Source organism: Bacillus cereus group sp. MYBK15-3 (genome assembly GCF_051916765.1).
Classification (GTDB): domain Bacteria; phylum Bacillota; class Bacilli; order Bacillales; family Bacillaceae_G; genus Bacillus_A; species Bacillus_A cereus.
The window spans coordinates 13,611-30,488 of the sequence record NZ_JBQAHG010000004.1; the positions used below are offsets into that span (position 1 = coordinate 13,611).

The window sequence follows — 16,878 nt, forward strand, 5'->3', positions numbered from 1 at the left end:
CTTATTTCTTAAAGTAAGTCCAACCTTCTTCTTGGTAAACCTTTTCTTCTTTCATCAACTTACCAAGTGCGCGCTTAAATGCAGCTTTACTCATGTTAAAGCGTTCTTTAATATCTTCTGGATGGCTCTTATCCCAAAACGGCATTGCTCCGCCTCGTTCTTCCATATATGCATAAATTACTGCAGCATCATCTTCCATTCCTTCTTCTTTACGAGGAAGAAGTGAAATGTTAATTGTACCGTCATCTTTTACGTCAATAATACGGCCCGTTACACGCTGACCGATGCGGACTTGTTCTTTTCTTTCTGTATGGTGTAGGAAAGCACGGAAATGCTCATCCGTTAGTATGAATGAACCAACTTGAAGTGAACGATATACACGTCCGTTTACGTTTTTATTACGCATAGATGGCGTTGCATCTACGATAATTTCTTGCATATCACTGTCTCTTGCCGGAAGAGCAATTAAACGATCACGATTCGTTAATTTTAACGTACAATATAATTCGTCGCCTACTTCTGGCCATACCGGCATATAAATCGGGAACTCATCAGCTGGAATTAGTATATCTTTTGACACACCAATATCAACAAACACACCTAAACTAGGAATAACTTCTACAACCTTTACCCAGTTCCAATCATAAGTTGTAATAATTGGTTCCTTCATTGTTGCTGAAATACGATTTTGGTGATCAAGGTATAAGAATACATCAATCGTATCGCCTTCTTCAATTTCTCCAGCCACTTCGTTTTTATGTAGGAAAATTTCTTCATTTTCATTCCCAACCATATATCCGATTTCCGTTTCGCGTAAAACAGTTACCTGTTCAATCGATCCTATTTGCAAATACATATTTTTTAATTCCCTTCTATATATATAAAATTATCTTTTTTATCATTCCAAACAAAAGTTAATTATAACATGATTTTTCCTATATTTGTCCAACTGCCCAAAATTCACTATAATAAAATGAGGTTACATGAATATAAGTACGAAAACACTTAAGTCTAGACTCGTTTTCAGCTATACTTTAGTATGTACAGTACATAAAAAGATTAGAAATTTATTTGGAGGTGCTAACTATGGCAAAAGATAGTTCTTTTGACATCGTTTCGAAAGTAGAATTACCTGAAGTAACAAACGCAATTAATATCGCATTAAAAGAAATCCAAAACCGATATGACTTTAAAGGAAGTAAAAGTGATATTAAATTAGAAAAAGAAGTACTTGTTTTAACTTCTGATGACGAGTTTAAATTAGAGCAAGTAAAAGACGTTCTTATCTCTAAACTTGTAAAACGTAACGTTCCAATTAAGAACTTAGATTACGGAAAAGTTGAAGCTGCAACTGGCAACACTGTTCGCCAACGCGCAACACTTCAACAAGGTATCGATAAAGATAACGCGAAAAAAATTAACAACATCATTAAAGAAATGAAATTAAAAGTAAAAACACAAGTACAAGATGATCAAGTACGTGTTACAGCAAAAAGCCGTGATGACTTACAAGCAGTAATCGCAGCTGTTCGTAGCGCTGATTTACCAATCGACGTACAGTTCATTAACTACCGCTAAAAAGAAAACTCCTCTTAATTAGAGGAGTTTTCTTTTTTGTCTTGTAGAGACAATATTACGAGAACAAACTATAGAAAAAGGTATATGCGGTGAAAATCGCTAAGTGAACAGGGTCTAACCATACGCATACTTTACAAGTGACCGTATGATTAAACTAGGCCTTATTGTAGAATTTGTTTTATACATGTATTTAGCAGACCTTATTGAAAATAAGAAAAAGACACCTCAAGACGTTTCCCCCTTCGATTTGAATTACTTTTCTTAGTAACTACACCCTAGACCAAAGTCATCTTAAAAATTGCTATAACTCATAATTCCTCTCCTCGCCAAAACGTAACAATTTATGAGTATAAGAATATTTTCCAACCTTTAATGTAATGTAAAATTAATAAGTATTTTAAAAAATGTTAATTAAAAAAGAGTTAGAAGTGGTTATTTGAAGAAATTAATATTATGGTTTTTATTGGCCACATTCTCCCTAAATACTGTAGGATGTTCTAATAATACGAATACACTAACGGATAAGTCTAACTGTATCAACAAAGCTTGGTACAAAAAAAATATGTCATGTAATCATTTAAAAAACATTAAATAGTTAATGATAAAGGTCATAAAAAAAAGACACCTCAAAGTGCCTTCCTCCGACTTGAACCATCTTAATTTCAATCATATTTGGATGGAGTTAAAAAGAAGCATAAATTTTTAATAAAGATGCAACTATTGTTTATTTCAAAGGCCTTTCTCTATCCGTATGGACACAAAAACAGGTTAGGAAGAAGGCTTTTTCTCCCTAACCTGAAATCCCCCTCTCATTAGAGAAGTTTTCATTTTCGTATCGTTTCTCTTAAGAAGTTTCATATCAACAGAATAACACTATTGCCCACCGAACAAACTTACAAATACAATAAGAAGACATGAACATAGAACGAGCAACTTCTCATCTACGTTTCCTTTTAACCGCAATTAAAAACGCAATAAATAATACATTTACACCAACGATTAAGGAGATAAATAACCAATTCACACCTGTTTCTCCGTTAACTTTATACACGTTTGATTCTTCACGCTTTAAAACGAGATAAAATTTCCCGTTTTCCTCTCTTATAATTTCATCCTGCAACAATCCTCTTAACTCTTGTTTTTCACCAATTGCACTTGCAGGTAAGGAGACTTTTTGTGTTTCTTTCGTATTATTAATTGCTACTAAAGTTACTTCATCTTTATATTTTCGTTTTAGTATGCTCATCCCGCTCTTATCATACAGAAGCTCAAACGTACCGCGTCGTAAAGACGGTCTCGCCTGCCTAAGTTCACCTAGTTTTGTTATGTGCTGCATAAATTTTTCGTCTGACTTAAAATCCATTAATCGTCTATTATCGGGTACACTTCCTCCATCTAATGCAATTTCAGTTCCGTAATAAAAATTCGGAATCCCAGGTGATGTTAACAAATAAGTAAGCGCCAGTTTTAAACGTGATGGCGGATAATACATATTTTCTTTTGCAATACGTGCATATCTTTTTGTTTCTTGATCATCTAAAAACGTAACAAAGTCCCCTTCTTTTTTACTCACATCGTATAACGATTTCACCGATACATCCGCTTCGGAAAACGATTCTACTATTTTTTCGTTGTATTCGCTATCCTCCTTTGTCATAATACGAAAATCTTTCTTTATCACTTGCATATCTTTTTGCGCGTTATCCCAAAAGGAACGCGGCTTTTTTTCACTATGTATAACATAACTTCCGTCTAAATCAACTTCTTTTATCCACCATTTCATTGCGTCAATTACCTGTCGTTCGTTTTCTCCAAGCGGAAATTGAAATACAACTTTCATTCCTTTTGCATGAGCTTCTTTTACAAGTTCTTTCACATCATTGTCTGTCCCGAAATGTTCATTTACCTTTTTAAAATTTCGCACGTCTAATCCATCGTACTTTCCACTTTCAAAAAGCGGCGAAAGCATAACGGTAGTAAAACCCATTTCTTTTATGTAATCCAACCTTTTTATAATTCCTCTTATATCCCCGCCTTGATACCCTTCTAAATTACCAACTTCTAATTGTTTGTCATTTTTCGGTTCTCCATTATTGAAGCGATCAATCATAATGGAGTATATAACTTCATCTTTCCACTCTCTTTTTTCGTCTGCAAAAGTATGTATTGGTACAAACAAAACAAAAGCTAAGCAAAAACAAATGAATAGTTTCCTAGTCCGTATTTTTCCCACACGCATCCCCCAAGTTTTTAATTGTAAGAATATTATACCAATTATCCGAGAGAAACGCATATGTCGATTTCAATCCTCACAAAATAATCTATGTTACATTTTCTAACATCATGTATATATTTTTCTGAATTTTTAGTTGATTTTTAGTTCCTTTTCGAATATGATATGAAACATAACAAAACGATGTTATTTTTTCTAACATTATAGGAGGAGAGCTCATGAATATGGGAGATACAGTTTTTATGTTTGTGACGACAGTAATGGTCATGTTGATGACACCAGGATTGGCACTTTTTTATGGAGGTATGGTTCGCAGCAAAAATGTACTCAGTACAACGATGCATAGTTATAGTGCAATGGCTATCGTTTCGATTCAATGGATTGTTATCGGCTATTCTTTATCATTCGGACCAGATTGGCACGGGCTTATCGGTACACTTGATTGGTTCGGTCTAAACGGAGTTACCTACGCACCAAATCCAGACTACTCATCTACTATTCCTCACAATTTATTCATGATGTTTCAACTCATGTTCGCCATTTTAACTCCAGCTTTAATTTCAGGTGCATTTGCTGAAAGAATGCGATTTTCTGCCTTTCTTATTTTTATCCTTCTATGGACAACGATTGTTTACAATCCTGTCGCTCATTGGGTATGGGGCGTCGGCGGGTGGCTAAGGGAACTTGGTGCACTAGACTTCGCTGGCGGAAACGTCGTTCACATCACTTCCGGAGTTGCTGGTCTTGTATTAGCTATTTTCCTTGGAAAACGAAAAAACATAAATGGTTCTTCTCCTCACCATTTGCCATTTACAATGTTAGGAGCAGGTTTATTATGGTTTGGCTGGTTCGGTTTTAACGTCGGCAGCGCATTATCCTTAAACGACGTAGCTTTAACTGCATTTATTAATACAAATATAGCCGCCGCTGCCTCCGCTCTAACTTGGATGCTTTCTGAATGGTTCTTCCAATCAAAACCGACCGCAATGGGAGCTGCTTGCGGAGTTGTTTCTGGTCTAGTCGCTATTACACCAGCTTGCGGGTTCGTTACACCTTTCTACGCCCTTCTTATCGGAGCAATTGGTGGCATATTATGCTTTGGCGCCGTTTTCTTCTTAAAAACAAAATTTGGGTATGACGATACACTTGATGCCTTTGGATGCCACGGCATCGGAGGAACTTGGGGCGGTATTGCAACAGGACTATTTGCAACTACTACCGTAAACGGGGATGGTGCGAACGGATTGTTTTACGGAAACGCCGCGTTACTGTTTAAACAACTTATAGCGATTGGCGCAACATATGCATTCACAATCATCATGACGTATGCCATTATTAAAGCGATCAACTTCTTCCTCCCTGTTCGAGTAGATGAACATGAAGAACACATGGGTCTTGATATTTCAATGCATGGTGAGAAGGCTTATGAACATGCAGAGCGAGCAAACTAAAAAAGAGATGCAATCTATTAGTAATAGATTGCATCTCTTTTTTTGCGTACTAGGCAACATACCCCACCTAGTATAAACGTAAATATATCAACGGTTTTTTGGATATATCAACGATTTTTCAAATATATCGATTGTTTCTTTCAATATATCAACGTTTCGACACAAGATATCGATTTACCAACAAATTCCGACATAACGAAACTGAAGAATACCCGCGTGTAACTTTACACATAAAAAAGACGACCGAAGCCCGGTCGTCTTTTCCTATTTATTTCGGAGCATTTCCTACATATTGCGTAATATCAACATTTAATGCCTGCGCTAAACGCATACCGTATTCTTGATCTGCACGGAAGAAGTTACAAACAGCTAATAATTTTGTGCGTTCATTTACGTCTTTTAGATCATTTGTTAAGTTTGCAATTAAGTTATCTTGCTCTTCTTTAGAGAACGAACGGTAACGCTCACCTGCTTGTTTGAAGTCATTTGGTTTCTCAATTTTTTCACGAGATACATAGCCTTCTACTTTCATAGTTGAATCGCGGTAAGCTTTGTCTTCAACTGGATTCTCTGCATGACGACTCGGTTCGTAGTTGATTGTAGATGGGTTTTGATTCACTTGCATCGCACCATCACGTTGTTGATTCTGAACAGCTGCGTATGGGCAGTTTACAGGAATTTGTAAGTAATTTGCACCAAGACGATAACGCTGTGTATCTGGGTAAGAGAATAAACGACCTTGTAATAATTTATCTTCCGATGGCTCAATACCATTTACAGTTGCACTTGGAGAGAACGCTACTTGCTCTACTTCTGCAAAGAAGTTTTTCGGATTACGATTTAACGTCATTGTCCCTACTTCCATTAATGGGAAGCGATCTTCTGGCCATACTTTCGTTGGATCTAGTGGATCAAAGTCTAAAGAGTCCATTTCATCTAATTGCATAACTTGTACGTGTAAATCCCATTTTGGGTAATTTCCTTTTTCGATTGCATCGAACAAGTCACGAGTTGCATGATTGAAGTCTTTCCCTTGTACTTCTTGCACTTCTTTCGCATTTAAGTTACGTACACCTTGCTGTGGTTTCCAGTGGTATTTAATATAAACAATTTTGCCTTCTTCATTAATCCATTTAAATGAATGGACGCCGAAACCTTCCATTTCACGATAGCTTGCTGGTGTACCGTAATCAGAAAATACCCATGTCATCATATGTGTAGATTCTGGACTTAACGTCATGAAATCCCAATAACGATCTGGCGTTTGAATATTCGTATCAGGTGCTGGTTTTAAGGAATGTACCATATCAGGGAATTTAATTGCATCACGAATGAAGAAAACTGGTAAATGATTACCTACGATATCGTAGTTTCCTTCTTCTGTATAAAATTTAACAGCAAACCCACGTGGGTCACGTGCTGTTTCAGGAGAACCTTGACCATGAATAACCGTTGAAAAACGAACAAATACAGGCGTTTCAGTTCCTTCATTTTGTAAAAATGCTGCTTTCGTATATTGCTTCATACTATTTTTCATTACGAATACACCGTGAGCACCTGCACCACGTGCATGCACAACACGCTCCGGAATACGTTCACGATCAAAGTGCGCAAGTTTTTCTACTAAATGATAGTCTTCTAATAATACTGGTCCACGACGACCAGCCGTACGAGAATTTTGGTTGTCTCCAACTGGAGCACCTTGGTTTGTTGTTAAGCGATTATTTGGATTCATCTAGGGGGATCCTCCTCTTTCTTTCGTAGTAATCATTATTTATTTAAAATCATTATAAATTAATTATTATTCAAAACTAAATCTTTGTCAACTATTTCCTTCACTTTTTTGGAAACAATTTCAGCCAAACAGTCGATAAATGCAGATTGTGCATTCGGCATATTTGGTCTGAAATATTTGGCATTTAATTCATCCGTTACAACTTTACATTCATAATCGTTGTCATATAAAACTTCTAAATGCTCCGCTACAAAACCAACTGGGCAATATACGAAAGATCCGTACCCATGCTCTTCATATAAATCTTTCGTTAAATCTTGCACATCTGGACCAATCCACGGATCTGGAGTATTCCCAGCACTTTGCCAACCGATTGTATAGTTTTGAATATTTGCAGCTTCTGCAATTAAATCTGCCGTATGCTTTAGTTGTTCTACATATGGGTCTCCTGTTGCAATAATTTTTTCTGGCAAACTATGCGCTGAAAAAATTACGACTGCTTTCTCTTTATTATCAATTTCTGTAAACGTCTCTTTTATTTGGTCTGCCCAATACGAAATAAATTTCGGTTCATCATACCATTGTTCAATTGGTTCAATAACAGGACCACCAATTTCTTGCGAAAGACGAATAGCACGGTCATTATACGCTTTAATGCTAAATGTAGAGTAATGTGGCGCTAATACGATACTAATCGCTTGCTCAATCCTATCACGCTTCATTTCTTCTACCGCATCTTCTATAAATGGTGCAATATGTTTTAAACCTAAGTAACAAGTAAATTCATACTCTGTAAATATGTTATTCATTGAATCTGTTAATTTATGCGCCTGTTCTTTCGTAATTTTTGCAAGCGGCGAAATTCCACCAATCGCTTTATAGCGCTCGATTAAATCTTGGAGTGCCTCTTTGGAAGGTTTACGACCGTGGCGAATATGTGTGTAGTACGCTTCTACATCATCTAATGATTCTGGCGTTCCATACGCCATTACGAGTAAACCTATTTTTTTCTTTGTCATCTATATAACACCTCAATTTTATAAATGAGAATCTTTTTCAAGAACATTTGTTTCCAATTATAGCAAACAACAATAAGTACGTAAAGATAATCATTCTAAATAAGTATTTTTTCTAATATGATTTTTAATTTCATTTGACAATTTCTTTAATAAAAAGCGACTTACATAAAAGTAAGTCGCTTTTCCCTTATTCCCTAATATTTACCCCATACTCTTTAAACCAAACGTGAATTTGTGCTAAATGAGCTAAAAGTTGAGGACCTGTCATTAATTGCCCGAACCAAGGTGATTGAAATGCACTGCCGCCAGACTGAATCAATCCGCTCAACTGCTCTTTATCAAATAGTTCGTGTAAAATTGAACCTTTATCTGTTAATAAATCTTGCAGCCATACTGTGACCGCTTTCGTATAGTGCGGATTATGCGTTTTCGGATACGGGCTCTTCTTTCTATATAAGATGTCATGCGGAAGCACATCTTCTAACGCTTTACGTAATAGACCTTTTTCGCGGTTTTTATACATTTTCATTTCCCAAGGAATATTCCACGCATATTCGACAAGACGATGATCTGCAAATGGAACACGTACTTCTAAGCTTGCCCCCATACTCATGCGGTCTTTTCTGTCTAATAATGTTGTCATAAACCATACCATATTTAAATAAAATAATTGGCGTCTTTTTGCTTCTAGCGGACTTTCCCCCTCTAAAATAGGAACTTCTTGAATCGACTCTTCATAACGCCTTTGTACATATTGTTGTAAATTTAATTTATTTCTCCATTCTTTTTTTAGAAGTTGTTCACGCGCTTCTGTAGAACGCATCCATGGAAATGCACTCGATTGTAAATCATCTTCTCTATAAAACCACGGATATCCACCAAATATTTCATCTGCACATTCTCCAGATAAGCCGACGACAAAATCTTGTTTAATTTCGCGGCAAAACCATAATAATGACGAATCGATATCTGCCATACCAGGCAAATCACGAACGAGTACCGCCTCCGTTAAATACTCTGCTAGTTTTTCATTCGAAATGACGCAACGATGATGAGTTGTTTGAAACGTCTCTGTCATCAAATTAATAAACGGAGCATCTGAATTTGGCTGAAACGCATTCGCTTTAAAGTATTTGTCATTATCTTCGTAATCAATTGAATACGTGTGTAATTGTCCTTTTCCTGATCTCTCGTATTCTTTCGCCGCAATAGCTGTAATAGCGCTCGAATCTACACCACCTGATAAAAAGGTACATAGTGGTACATCAGAAACAAGCTGTCTTGTAATGGCATCTTGTAGTAAAAAGCGCGTTTTCTCTACTGTTTCTTCAAAAGAGTCTTCATGTTTTTTACTTTCTACATTCCAATATCTCCATATACATAAACCGTTCTTTGAAAATGTCATCGCATGACCTGGACGTAATTCTTTTATACCAGCATAAATACCGTGGCCAGGCGTTCTTGACGGTCCGAGTCCGAATATTTCTGATAACCCTTCTAATGTTACTTCCGCCTTCACATCTGGATGCGACAATATCGCTTTTAACTCCGAACCAAATAGTAAGCGTCCGCTATCATATTTATAAAAAAGTGGCTTTACACCTAATCGATCTCTCGCAATAAATACTTGTTCTTTCTGTTCGTCCCATACTGCAAACGCATATATACCGTTTAAATGATCGACACATTCTTCTTTCCATTCAATATAAGAAGCTAATAATACTTCTGTATCAGAATGACCTTTGAACGTATACCCTCTTCTTAATAATTCCTTTCGAATGTCTTCTGTGTTATAAAGTTCACCGTTATAGCAAATGGCGTAATTCGTTTCATCTTTTAAACAAGTCATCGGCTGTTTACCGCCCTCAGGGTCTACAACGATTAACCGTTTATGCCCAAATGCGACATTTCCTTTAATCCAAACTTTATTATCATCCGGCCCCCGCTTCGCTAACGTCTCAGCCATCTTCGTAACGACATCTCTTTCTCCTTCTAATGAGCGTTTATAATCCACCCATCCTGTAATCCCGCACATATAAATCATCCTTCCATCTTATTTCTTTTCTTGAACGTGCAGTAATCCCCACCCTAAGAGTGCGGATCAAAAAATGAAAAACTTGACGATAACCTACTATCCACATATGGAATAGCATTCTCACTCAGTAAAACGTGTTTTATTGTATGCCCACCTATGTCTAGATGTGTCTAGTTATAAAGAACGCACGAACTGTCTATAACAGGAATAACTACTTTTCATAAAGGAGAAATCGTATATGATACAACGTAAACATATTTTATATAACCAGCCCCGTGCTCATACAGTCGGTAATGTAGAATATATAAACAATGAATGGGTATTCTTTGATGATGAAAATGATGAAGCGTTTCTATTAGAAGATATTGCCGAAGATGGGTTTGAAATTTTGTATAATAACAATTGGTTACCAGCCCGTTTCTATGAACAAGATGTATTACAAATCGCCAACGAGCAACACCATTTGCAAAATGGTGAAATGGTACGTATTCGAAAAAAGTTACTTCTTAGCTATAATGAATGGCTCGAGGAATTACCTGACTCTGTCTTCACATTATTAACTGAATCATTGCAATCACTTCACTACTCTTTATATGATTGCATGTATTGTCATAATTATTTATCCTTCTTACCGAAAGAGGAGTCACGCGAAGGAGTAAATATTCTTTTGTTTGATAACGACGAAATGATCTGTACACTGCAGCACCATTTCGTCCGTCACACTACATCAAATAAAAATATGTTCCGTTTTACGAAAGTAAATGGAGAAGAGTTGCATATCGATGCGACATAAAAAATAAAAACCACCTTATCTCCCAAGTCTTTGAGATTATAAGGTGGTTTTATTTTTATTTGAATACGTACCAGCCAAGTGGCAATTTCAGTCCTAAGTATAATACTGCTACTAGCGCAACAATAAATAAGCCCCAAACCGCCCCTGTTGGTTTGTTTTTGCTCATTTTTACAAGAACCATTTCCATTCCGCCGATAACTAAAATACCAGCTAACATTTTCAGGCCGTACCACATGTGCATGCTACCTGTTGCTGTCTTCACAATACTCATGTACAACATGAAGCCTGTCACAATAATGATGATATACATTAGGCGAAGCCCCATATGTACACCCTTACCTTTTCTTCCTGCTGAATAAAGTGAATACGCAACGAAGAATAAAATTAAACCTAACGCCCATGCTGTAATATGCATATGTACCATCGTATCCCTTACCTCCTCTTTTCACACTTTTTCACTCTATATGATAACATGTTCATTTATTTTCAGGAAATGTTTCGCTTTTTTACATTTAAATGATATAATATTTAGAGTATTTACAAACTTCTTGTAATAACAAAAGGGGGAACAATCATGATTCAAACTAAGGATATTATCGAACTTACAGACACATATGGAGCAAATAACTATCACCCACTTCCAATCGTTATTTCTAAAGCAGAAGGTGTTTGGGTAGAAGATCCTGAAGGAAACCGCTATATGGACTTATTAAGTGCATATTCTGCAGTAAACCAAGGTCATCGTCACCCGAAAATTATTAACGCTTTAATTGACCAAGCTAATCGTGTTACGTTAACTTCTCGTGCTTTCCATAGCGATCAATTAGGTCCTTGGTACGAAAAAGTTGCGAAACTAACTAATAAAGAAATGGTACTTCCAATGAATACAGGTGCTGAAGCTGTTGAAACTGCAATTAAAACAGTTCGTCGCTGGGCTTATGATGTGAAGAAAGTAGAAGCAAACCGCGCTGAAATCATCGTTTGTGAAGATAACTTCCACGGACGTACAATGGGTTCTGTTTCTATGTCTTCAAACGAAGAGTACAAGCGTGGATTCGGTCCAATGCTTCCTGGCATCGTTGTAATTCCTTACGGTGATTTAGAAGCGTTAAAAGCTGCAATTACACCAAACACAGCTGCATTCATTTTAGAGCCAATCCAAGGTGAAGCAGGAATTAACATCCCGCCAGCTGGTTACTTAAAAGAAGCTTTTGAAGTATGTAAAAAAGAAAACGTTTTATTTGTAGCAGATGAAATCCAAACTGGCTTAGGCCGTACTGGTAAAGTATTTGCTTGTGACTGGGACGATGTAACTCCTGACATGTACATACTTGGTAAAGCACTTGGCGGCGGCGTATTCCCAATCTCTTGCGTAGCAGCAAACCGCGACATTTTAGGTGTATTTGAGCCAGGTTCTCACGGTTCTACATTCGGTGGTAACCCACTTGCATGTGCTGTGTCTATCGCAGCTCTTGAAGTGTTAGAAGAAGAAAAATTAACAGAGCGTTCTCTTCAATTAGGAGAAAAATTAGTTGGGCAATTAAAAGAAATTGACAATCCAATGATCACTGAAGTTCGTGGTAAAGGTTTATTCATCGGTATCGAATTAAACGAGCCAGCTCGTCCTTACTGTGAACAACTAAAAGCAGCTGGTCTACTATGTAAAGAAACACATGAAAACGTAATTCGTATCGCACCACCTCTAGTAATCTCTGAAGAAGATTTAGAGTGGGCATTCCAAAAAATTAAAGCTGTATTATCGTAATGATAGAGAGGTTGTCCGACATGTTGGGACAACCTCTTTCTTTTTATATTCATTTATATTAAGACGAAATTTTAATTTTCTGTATTTTAAAATCATAAAGGAGGTGCGATATGCTATTAAGATATGGTAAACATATTAACTATTTAGCTACATCTTTTATTTTAGTTACATTCTTTGGCTTCCTACTTTCCACAACATGGCTTACTCACTACTCAACTCCTACTACATTCACACTACTGAAAGCATCATTTTGGACTGCTGTTATTCTTACTATCATTGGTTTTGGACGAGAAAAAAGCGCACTTACGGTTATACTATTTGGCATTTGTACACTTGCATTCATTGGTCTTTACACTTTTGCCGTTATCGATTACCTCTATAACCCAAGGCCATAAAAAAGAGCTATCTTTTAACAAGATAGCTCTTTTCTTTATTTCACTACATTTCGCAAAGTACCAATTCCTTCTACTGTAATAACCACTTCATCACCAGCATGTAAAAACTTCGGTGGTGTGAAACCTTTTCCGACACCAGCCGGGGTTCCTGTTGCGATAATATCGCCTGGTTCTAAAGTCATTCCTTTACTTATCGTTGAAATAATTTCTTCTATTGAAAAAATCATTTTATTTGTGTTGGAAGTTTGCCTTACTTCTCCATTTACTACCGTTTCAATGTGTAATGCATTCGGCGCATTAACCACCGATTTATGAATTAAATACGGTCCCATCGGACAAAATGTATCGAAGCTTTTCCCAAGGAAAAACTGTTTATGTTTTCTTTGAATGTCTCGAGCTGTTACATCATTGATAATCGTATAACCAAAAACATGCTCAAGCGCTTTTTCTTTTTTAATTTGTTTCCCTCGCTTACCAATAACGATAGCTAATTCTCCTTCGTAATCTAGTTCGTCCGTTGCATGAGGGTGACCATTAATTTGCTCATTTATGCCAATAACTGTTGTTGGTGCTTTCGTAAAGATCATTATATTTTCTGGAATAGACTCTACTCCGCTCATTTCTACCGCATGCTCACGATAGTTTTTTCCAACGCACAAAATATTCTTTCTTGGCCTTGGAATCGGTGCTAATATTTTCACCTCTGTTAACGGATAATACGCCGCTTCCCCGTTCTCTTTTGCCCAATTTACAATTTCACATACTTTCTCAAAGCATTCAGTCCCTCTTTCAATACACTCTAACATTGTAATAGGGATTGTAACCTTTTCCCCTTTTTGTCTTTGCGCTTCTCTTAAGTGTAATACCTTTTCTTCTTCTTCATCCACAATACCTACAAATACCTTTTCTTCTTTCTTCGCCGTTACAAAACGCAATATTTCCACTCTCCATCCTAAAACTCATGCCCTTTAATTGTATTCGCATCCGTAAGAAAAAAACCTTCTCATGCACGCTAATTTTTACAATATTCTTCTCATACCCTATTCGTTACCCTTTATCATTTGGCATAAAATGTAGAAATTTTACTTTTTTTAGCGAAGGTATTTCTTTTTTATGGAGTTTTTGTATAATATGTACTACATATATACTAAAAATTTCATTTAGAGATGGAGCCGATTTCAATGTTTGAGCAAGCGATTGAAAAAAAACGTGAAAAAATGATTTATTTTGCTGAACGCTATGGAATGACTTCTCAAAAAACAGTGGATTGTAGCCAAGAACTGGACAGGCTCTTAAATGTAATTTGGCATGTACATACGGATTTTCACCCAAATCAAACACTCGACACACACACGCAATAGCGTGTGTGTGTCTTTTATTTCAAAAAAACACACATTTTATTGAAAACGCCCATACAATAGTAGAAAAGAAAATTTTAAAAACGAAGGGTGTTTTATATGCCAGCTATGGTCGGACATATTCGTATCGTCAATATTGGATCAAGTGGTATTTTTCATATTGGAGATGTATTTGCGATTAGGCCTATTAGTTACTCACGTGCTTTCGCCGGGGCCGGCTCTTTTAACGTTGGAGATAACGTTTCTGTCTACAATTATCAAAGTGCAACGACTGTCAACGATTCAGATGTCGTCGATCAAGCGATAATTGGTTCAACTTAAAGGGGGCGATTGTATTGAATTTTTACGTAAACCAAAGCATCATCATTAACAGCATTAAAATTGATAGCATTACAACCTCTTCTGTGTTCCAAATTGGTACTGCCGGAAGTATTAAAGCCCTATCTAAATTTTCAAATACGGGCGGATTTACGGAGCCGCTTCGCCCATTACAAGCGAAAGGACAAATTATTTCTATCAAACCATCAACTAGTTCTTCTTAAGACATCCTTGTCATAAATATATAGCAGGAATATTTTTACCCTCCCTATTGAAAAGGAGGTTTCACAAATGAATCAAGATATATATACTTACTTACACCAACTTCAACAAGCTCTTCAAACACAACAAGCAGCCATCCTGAATTTAGAAGATCAAGTGCGCCAACTCCAAGAAGAGCTTAACGAATTAAAAAATCGCCCCTCCTCTTCTGTAGGAAAAGTGGAATACAAATTCGATCAATTAAAAGTCGAAAATTTAAATGGTACTTTAAATATTGGTTTAAACCCATTTTCAGCAAAAGGACAACAAATTGAAGATTTTCAAGTGGATACAGAAACATTGAAGGTAAACCCTGAAACCGAAACAAACCCAGACTTTTATCAAGGTATCCTCCAAGAAATGCATCGATACTTAGATGAAGAAGCATATAATCGTATTCTCCATTTTGAACAAGAAGAGCAAACACCGCTTGATGAAATGTATCGACAAATGATGGTGGATGACATAAAAAAACAGATGGAGCATCGACTCCCTTATTATTTATCACAAGCGCAATCATATGAAGGTATTTCAACAGATCCAGATTATTTACGAGATATCATTATTCAGGCAATGAAACAAGATATTGACAAAGCCTTTCTCTCCTTTATTCAGCACATACCGGGAAATTTCCGAAAGGAGTAAGTATGTATGAACCTTAACGTTGTAAACCGTGAGTTAAAAGTCGGACAGATTAAAATGAACGGTGTATCGTCGTCCGCACTCTTTTTAATTGGAGATGCAAATCTCCTCATTCTATCTTCTATTCTCGATACACCATTTGAAACAGTTACAGAGGGTCCATTTGTACCATTAGTAACAGATGTCCCTCCTACTCCAGGTTAAGGAGACTGAGAAATTATGTTGCATCATGTGTCTATTGTCCAAAATGTTTCTATTATTTCTTTAGGGATTGCTGCTGTATTTCAAGTTGGAGATGCAAACCAAATGGAATTAAAAAGTAGAGCTATTGCCGTCCACCGTGAAATTCCTTTTTATATACGGGGAGAAGGTCGCTTTGATGCTTTTGAAATCTTTACAGATGAACACATTACAATTCCAAAACGAACGACAGATGTAAAATTAAACATTGTAAATGCATGCCCTTTTATTGAAGTGAATAACGTTGAATTACGCACACTTTTAAATTCTGGTTGCTTTCAAATTGGAAATGTTGATTATGGTTTTAATAACTCTCGTATTATACAAATCCGCCAATATATTACGGATGAACCTTCCGCACAATAATTCATATAGTAATTAAAAAGCTTAGTAAAGTAGGTGGATGGTATGCCTTCGGTTGTAGGAAATCTCGTCGTGCAAAACAGTAACGGCTCTTTCAACTTAGGAGATTTTTATAACGTATCTCCGAAAGAAAACACGAAAGCCTATAACGGATCTGGAGCTTCCAATGTTGGGTTTGTCGTGAATACGTTTAACGGTGTTAGTGCAACGAATACATTTGATTCTGATGTGGCAGATCAAGATCAGATTGGAACAGCGTAAAAAAAGTAGGAGAATATCTCCTACTTTTTTCTTTTATCTAATTCAAAATTATTAAAATAAAATTTTAATAAGCAAGAGCTTTACTGTCCACAAATAGTGGTATAAACAAGTAAGTAGTGAAGAGGCACTATTTCATTTTATTTAAATGATAACCCGCTCTCCTCCAAAGCCCTCCTAAGCTTCGGCAAAGATGCAGGTCCCATACCATGCAATTTTAATATTTCTTTTTCACTATATTTTGAGAGTTCTTCTACAGTTTGAATTCCATGGTGTTCTAATGCCCTTCTTGCTGGCGCTGAAAGAAGAGAGAGAAAACCTTCTTTTGGTTTTCTCTCTTTCTCACAGACTGGGCAAGTTGGACAATCGCTACTTTTATAGTACTCGTGTCCCTGTTCACAAGTTCTTAACGTTTTTTCCGTTACCATTTTCAA

At 36.5% G+C, this 16,878-nt stretch carries 20 protein-coding genes; 12 read left to right on the forward strand and 8 right to left on the reverse strand.

The window, feature by feature from the left end:
• Position 1 precedes the first annotated feature (1 nt).
• Positions 2-856: a CvfB family protein gene (locus tag ACTFR8_RS17500; RefSeq protein WP_000281271.1), complete on the reverse strand. Its 855-nt coding sequence runs from the start codon at positions 854-856 to the stop codon at positions 2-4.
• A 230-nt stretch (positions 857-1,086) separates the two neighbouring features.
• Here ACTFR8_RS17500 and ACTFR8_RS17505 point away from each other — a divergent pair, with 230 nt between their 5' ends.
• Positions 1,087-1,578 (forward strand): YajQ family cyclic di-GMP-binding protein, encoded by a 492-nt coding sequence (locus ACTFR8_RS17505; protein WP_001040149.1) that lies wholly within the window; start codon positions 1,087-1,089, stop codon positions 1,576-1,578.
• A gap of 937 nt (positions 1,579-2,515) precedes the next feature.
• Here the strand turns inward: ACTFR8_RS17505 and ACTFR8_RS17510 are convergent.
• Positions 2,516-3,871 (reverse strand): alpha-amylase family glycosyl hydrolase, encoded by a 1,356-nt coding sequence (locus ACTFR8_RS17510; RefSeq protein ID WP_002098723.1) that lies wholly within the window; start codon positions 3,869-3,871, stop codon positions 2,516-2,518.
• A gap of 158 nt (positions 3,872-4,029) precedes the next feature.
• Here ACTFR8_RS17510 and ACTFR8_RS17515 point away from each other — a divergent pair, with 158 nt between their 5' ends.
• The gene (locus tag ACTFR8_RS17515) at positions 4,030-5,262 is read left to right on the forward strand and encodes an ammonium transporter (RefSeq protein ID WP_100619430.1); all 1,233 of its coding nucleotides are present in this window, start codon (positions 4,030-4,032) and stop codon (positions 5,260-5,262) included.
• Between the two features lie 268 nt (positions 5,263-5,530).
• On the opposite strand, the gene katB is transcribed toward ACTFR8_RS17515, so the two are convergent.
• The 3 genes from katB to asnB all read right to left on the reverse strand — a co-directional run bounded on the left by katB (position 5,531) and on the right by asnB (position 10,051).
• The gene (katB, locus tag ACTFR8_RS17520) at positions 5,531-6,997 is read right to left on the reverse strand and encodes a catalase KatB (RefSeq protein WP_252209882.1); all 1,467 of its coding nucleotides are present in this window, start codon (positions 6,995-6,997) and stop codon (positions 5,531-5,533) included.
• Positions 6,998-7,056: 59 nt separating this feature from the next.
• Positions 7,057-8,016: a ferrochelatase gene (gene hemH, locus ACTFR8_RS17525; protein WP_097855573.1), complete on the reverse strand. Its 960-nt coding sequence runs from the start codon at positions 8,014-8,016 to the stop codon at positions 7,057-7,059.
• Between the two features lie 187 nt (positions 8,017-8,203).
• Positions 8,204-10,051, reverse strand: coding sequence for an asparagine synthase (glutamine-hydrolyzing) (gene asnB, locus ACTFR8_RS17530; protein WP_000334002.1), 1,848 nt, complete (start codon positions 10,049-10,051; stop codon positions 8,204-8,206).
• A gap of 238 nt (positions 10,052-10,289) precedes the next feature.
• Here asnB and ACTFR8_RS17535 point away from each other — a divergent pair, with 238 nt between their 5' ends.
• Positions 10,290-10,844, forward strand: a complete 555-nt coding sequence (locus ACTFR8_RS17535) for a DUF2777 domain-containing protein (RefSeq protein WP_000616049.1) — start codon at positions 10,290-10,292, stop codon at positions 10,842-10,844.
• 55 nt (positions 10,845-10,899) lie between these two features.
• Here the strand turns inward: ACTFR8_RS17535 and ACTFR8_RS17540 are convergent, their stop codons facing one another.
• Positions 10,900-11,268 (reverse strand): YisL family protein, encoded by a 369-nt coding sequence (locus ACTFR8_RS17540; RefSeq protein WP_000233495.1) that lies wholly within the window; start codon positions 11,266-11,268, stop codon positions 10,900-10,902.
• 150 nt (positions 11,269-11,418) lie between these two features.
• Here ACTFR8_RS17540 and rocD point away from each other — a divergent pair, with 150 nt between their 5' ends.
• Together rocD and ACTFR8_RS17550 are read left to right on the forward strand one after the other, a co-directional pair.
• Positions 11,419-12,609 (forward strand): ornithine aminotransferase, encoded by a 1,191-nt coding sequence (rocD, locus tag ACTFR8_RS17545; protein ID WP_000616657.1) that lies wholly within the window; start codon positions 11,419-11,421, stop codon positions 12,607-12,609.
• Between the two features lie 110 nt (positions 12,610-12,719).
• Entirely contained in the window at positions 12,720-13,004 is a 285-nt protein-coding gene (locus ACTFR8_RS17550; RefSeq protein WP_100619428.1) for a hypothetical protein, read from the forward strand.
• A 35-nt stretch (positions 13,005-13,039) separates the two neighbouring features.
• Here ACTFR8_RS17550 and ACTFR8_RS17555 read toward each other — a convergent pair whose 3' ends face one another.
• Positions 13,040-13,939 carry a fumarylacetoacetate hydrolase family protein gene (locus tag ACTFR8_RS17555; RefSeq protein ID WP_252209880.1) on the reverse strand — a complete coding sequence of 300 codons (900 nt, stop codon included), beginning with the start codon at positions 13,937-13,939 and terminating at the stop codon, positions 13,040-13,042.
• A gap of 246 nt (positions 13,940-14,185) precedes the next feature.
• On the opposite strand from ACTFR8_RS17555, the gene ACTFR8_RS17560 reads away from it, so the two are divergent.
• The 7 genes from ACTFR8_RS17560 (at position 14,186) to gerPF (ending at position 16,447) form a co-directional block, all read left to right on the forward strand.
• A complete protein-coding gene (locus ACTFR8_RS17560; protein WP_000462845.1) occupies positions 14,186-14,365 on the forward strand; it encodes an aspartyl-phosphate phosphatase Spo0E family protein in 180 nt (59 codons plus the stop codon).
• A 96-nt stretch (positions 14,366-14,461) separates the two neighbouring features.
• Complete coding sequence (gene gerPA, locus ACTFR8_RS17565; protein WP_001111188.1) at positions 14,462-14,683, forward strand: spore germination protein GerPA; 222 nt, start codon at positions 14,462-14,464, stop codon at positions 14,681-14,683.
• A 14-nt stretch (positions 14,684-14,697) separates the two neighbouring features.
• Positions 14,698-14,904, forward strand: a complete 207-nt coding sequence (gerPB, locus tag ACTFR8_RS17570) for a spore germination protein GerPB (protein ID WP_001012508.1) — start codon at positions 14,698-14,700, stop codon at positions 14,902-14,904.
• A gap of 67 nt (positions 14,905-14,971) precedes the next feature.
• Entirely contained in the window at positions 14,972-15,586 is a 615-nt protein-coding gene (gene gerPC / locus ACTFR8_RS17575) for a spore germination protein GerPC (protein WP_001070759.1), read from the forward strand.
• 6 nt (positions 15,587-15,592) lie between these two features.
• Positions 15,593-15,787 (forward strand): spore germination protein GerPD, encoded by a 195-nt coding sequence (gene gerPD, locus ACTFR8_RS17580; protein WP_001052807.1) that lies wholly within the window; start codon positions 15,593-15,595, stop codon positions 15,785-15,787.
• Positions 15,788-15,802: 15 nt separating this feature from the next.
• The gene (locus tag ACTFR8_RS17585) at positions 15,803-16,189 is read left to right on the forward strand and encodes a spore germination protein GerPE (RefSeq protein WP_252209878.1); all 387 of its coding nucleotides are present in this window, start codon (positions 15,803-15,805) and stop codon (positions 16,187-16,189) included.
• Between the two features lie 42 nt (positions 16,190-16,231).
• Positions 16,232-16,447, forward strand: coding sequence for a spore germination protein GerPF (gene gerPF, locus ACTFR8_RS17590; protein WP_001141566.1), 216 nt, complete (start codon positions 16,232-16,234; stop codon positions 16,445-16,447).
• A gap of 137 nt (positions 16,448-16,584) precedes the next feature.
• Here gerPF and ACTFR8_RS17595 read toward each other — a convergent pair whose 3' ends face one another.
• The gene (locus ACTFR8_RS17595; protein ID WP_000255727.1) at positions 16,585-16,872 is read right to left on the reverse strand and encodes an RNA polymerase alpha subunit C-terminal domain-containing protein; all 288 of its coding nucleotides are present in this window, start codon (positions 16,870-16,872) and stop codon (positions 16,585-16,587) included.
• Positions 16,873-16,878: the final 6 nt, after the last annotated feature.

Coding starts and splice junctions, on each gene's coding strand:
- ACTFR8_RS17500 (WP_000281271.1), bottom strand. CDS start 856: ATGTATTTGCAAATAGGATCGATTGAACAGGTAACTGTTTTACGCGAA.
- ACTFR8_RS17505 (WP_001040149.1), top strand. CDS start 1,087: ATGGCAAAAGATAGTTCTTTTGACATCGTTTCGAAAGTAGAATTACCT.
- ACTFR8_RS17510 (WP_002098723.1), bottom strand. CDS start 3,871: ATGCGTTTCTCTCGGATAATTGGTATAATATTCTTACAATTAAAAACT.
- ACTFR8_RS17515 (WP_100619430.1), top strand. CDS start 4,030: ATGAATATGGGAGATACAGTTTTTATGTTTGTGACGACAGTAATGGTC.
- katB (WP_252209882.1), bottom strand. CDS start 6,997: ATGAATCCAAATAATCGCTTAACAACAAACCAAGGTGCTCCAGTTGGA.
- hemH (WP_097855573.1), bottom strand. CDS start 8,016: ATGACAAAGAAAAAAATAGGTTTACTCGTAATGGCGTATGGAACGCCA.
- asnB (WP_000334002.1), bottom strand. CDS start 10,051: ATGTGCGGGATTACAGGATGGGTGGATTATAAACGCTCATTAGAAGGA.
- ACTFR8_RS17535 (WP_000616049.1), top strand. CDS start 10,290: ATGATACAACGTAAACATATTTTATATAACCAGCCCCGTGCTCATACA.
- ACTFR8_RS17540 (WP_000233495.1), bottom strand. CDS start 11,268: ATGGTACATATGCATATTACAGCATGGGCGTTAGGTTTAATTTTATTC.
- rocD (WP_000616657.1), top strand. CDS start 11,419: ATGATTCAAACTAAGGATATTATCGAACTTACAGACACATATGGAGCA.
- ACTFR8_RS17550 (WP_100619428.1), top strand. CDS start 12,720: ATGCTATTAAGATATGGTAAACATATTAACTATTTAGCTACATCTTTT.
- ACTFR8_RS17560 (WP_000462845.1), top strand. CDS start 14,186: ATGTTTGAGCAAGCGATTGAAAAAAAACGTGAAAAAATGATTTATTTT.
- gerPA (WP_001111188.1), top strand. CDS start 14,462: ATGCCAGCTATGGTCGGACATATTCGTATCGTCAATATTGGATCAAGT.
- gerPC (WP_001070759.1), top strand. CDS start 14,972: ATGAATCAAGATATATATACTTACTTACACCAACTTCAACAAGCTCTT.
- gerPD (WP_001052807.1), top strand. CDS start 15,593: ATGAACCTTAACGTTGTAAACCGTGAGTTAAAAGTCGGACAGATTAAA.
- ACTFR8_RS17585 (WP_252209878.1), top strand. CDS start 15,803: ATGTTGCATCATGTGTCTATTGTCCAAAATGTTTCTATTATTTCTTTA.
- gerPF (WP_001141566.1), top strand. CDS start 16,232: ATGCCTTCGGTTGTAGGAAATCTCGTCGTGCAAAACAGTAACGGCTCT.
- ACTFR8_RS17595 (WP_000255727.1), bottom strand. CDS start 16,872: ATGGTAACGGAAAAAACGTTAAGAACTTGTGAACAGGGACACGAGTAC.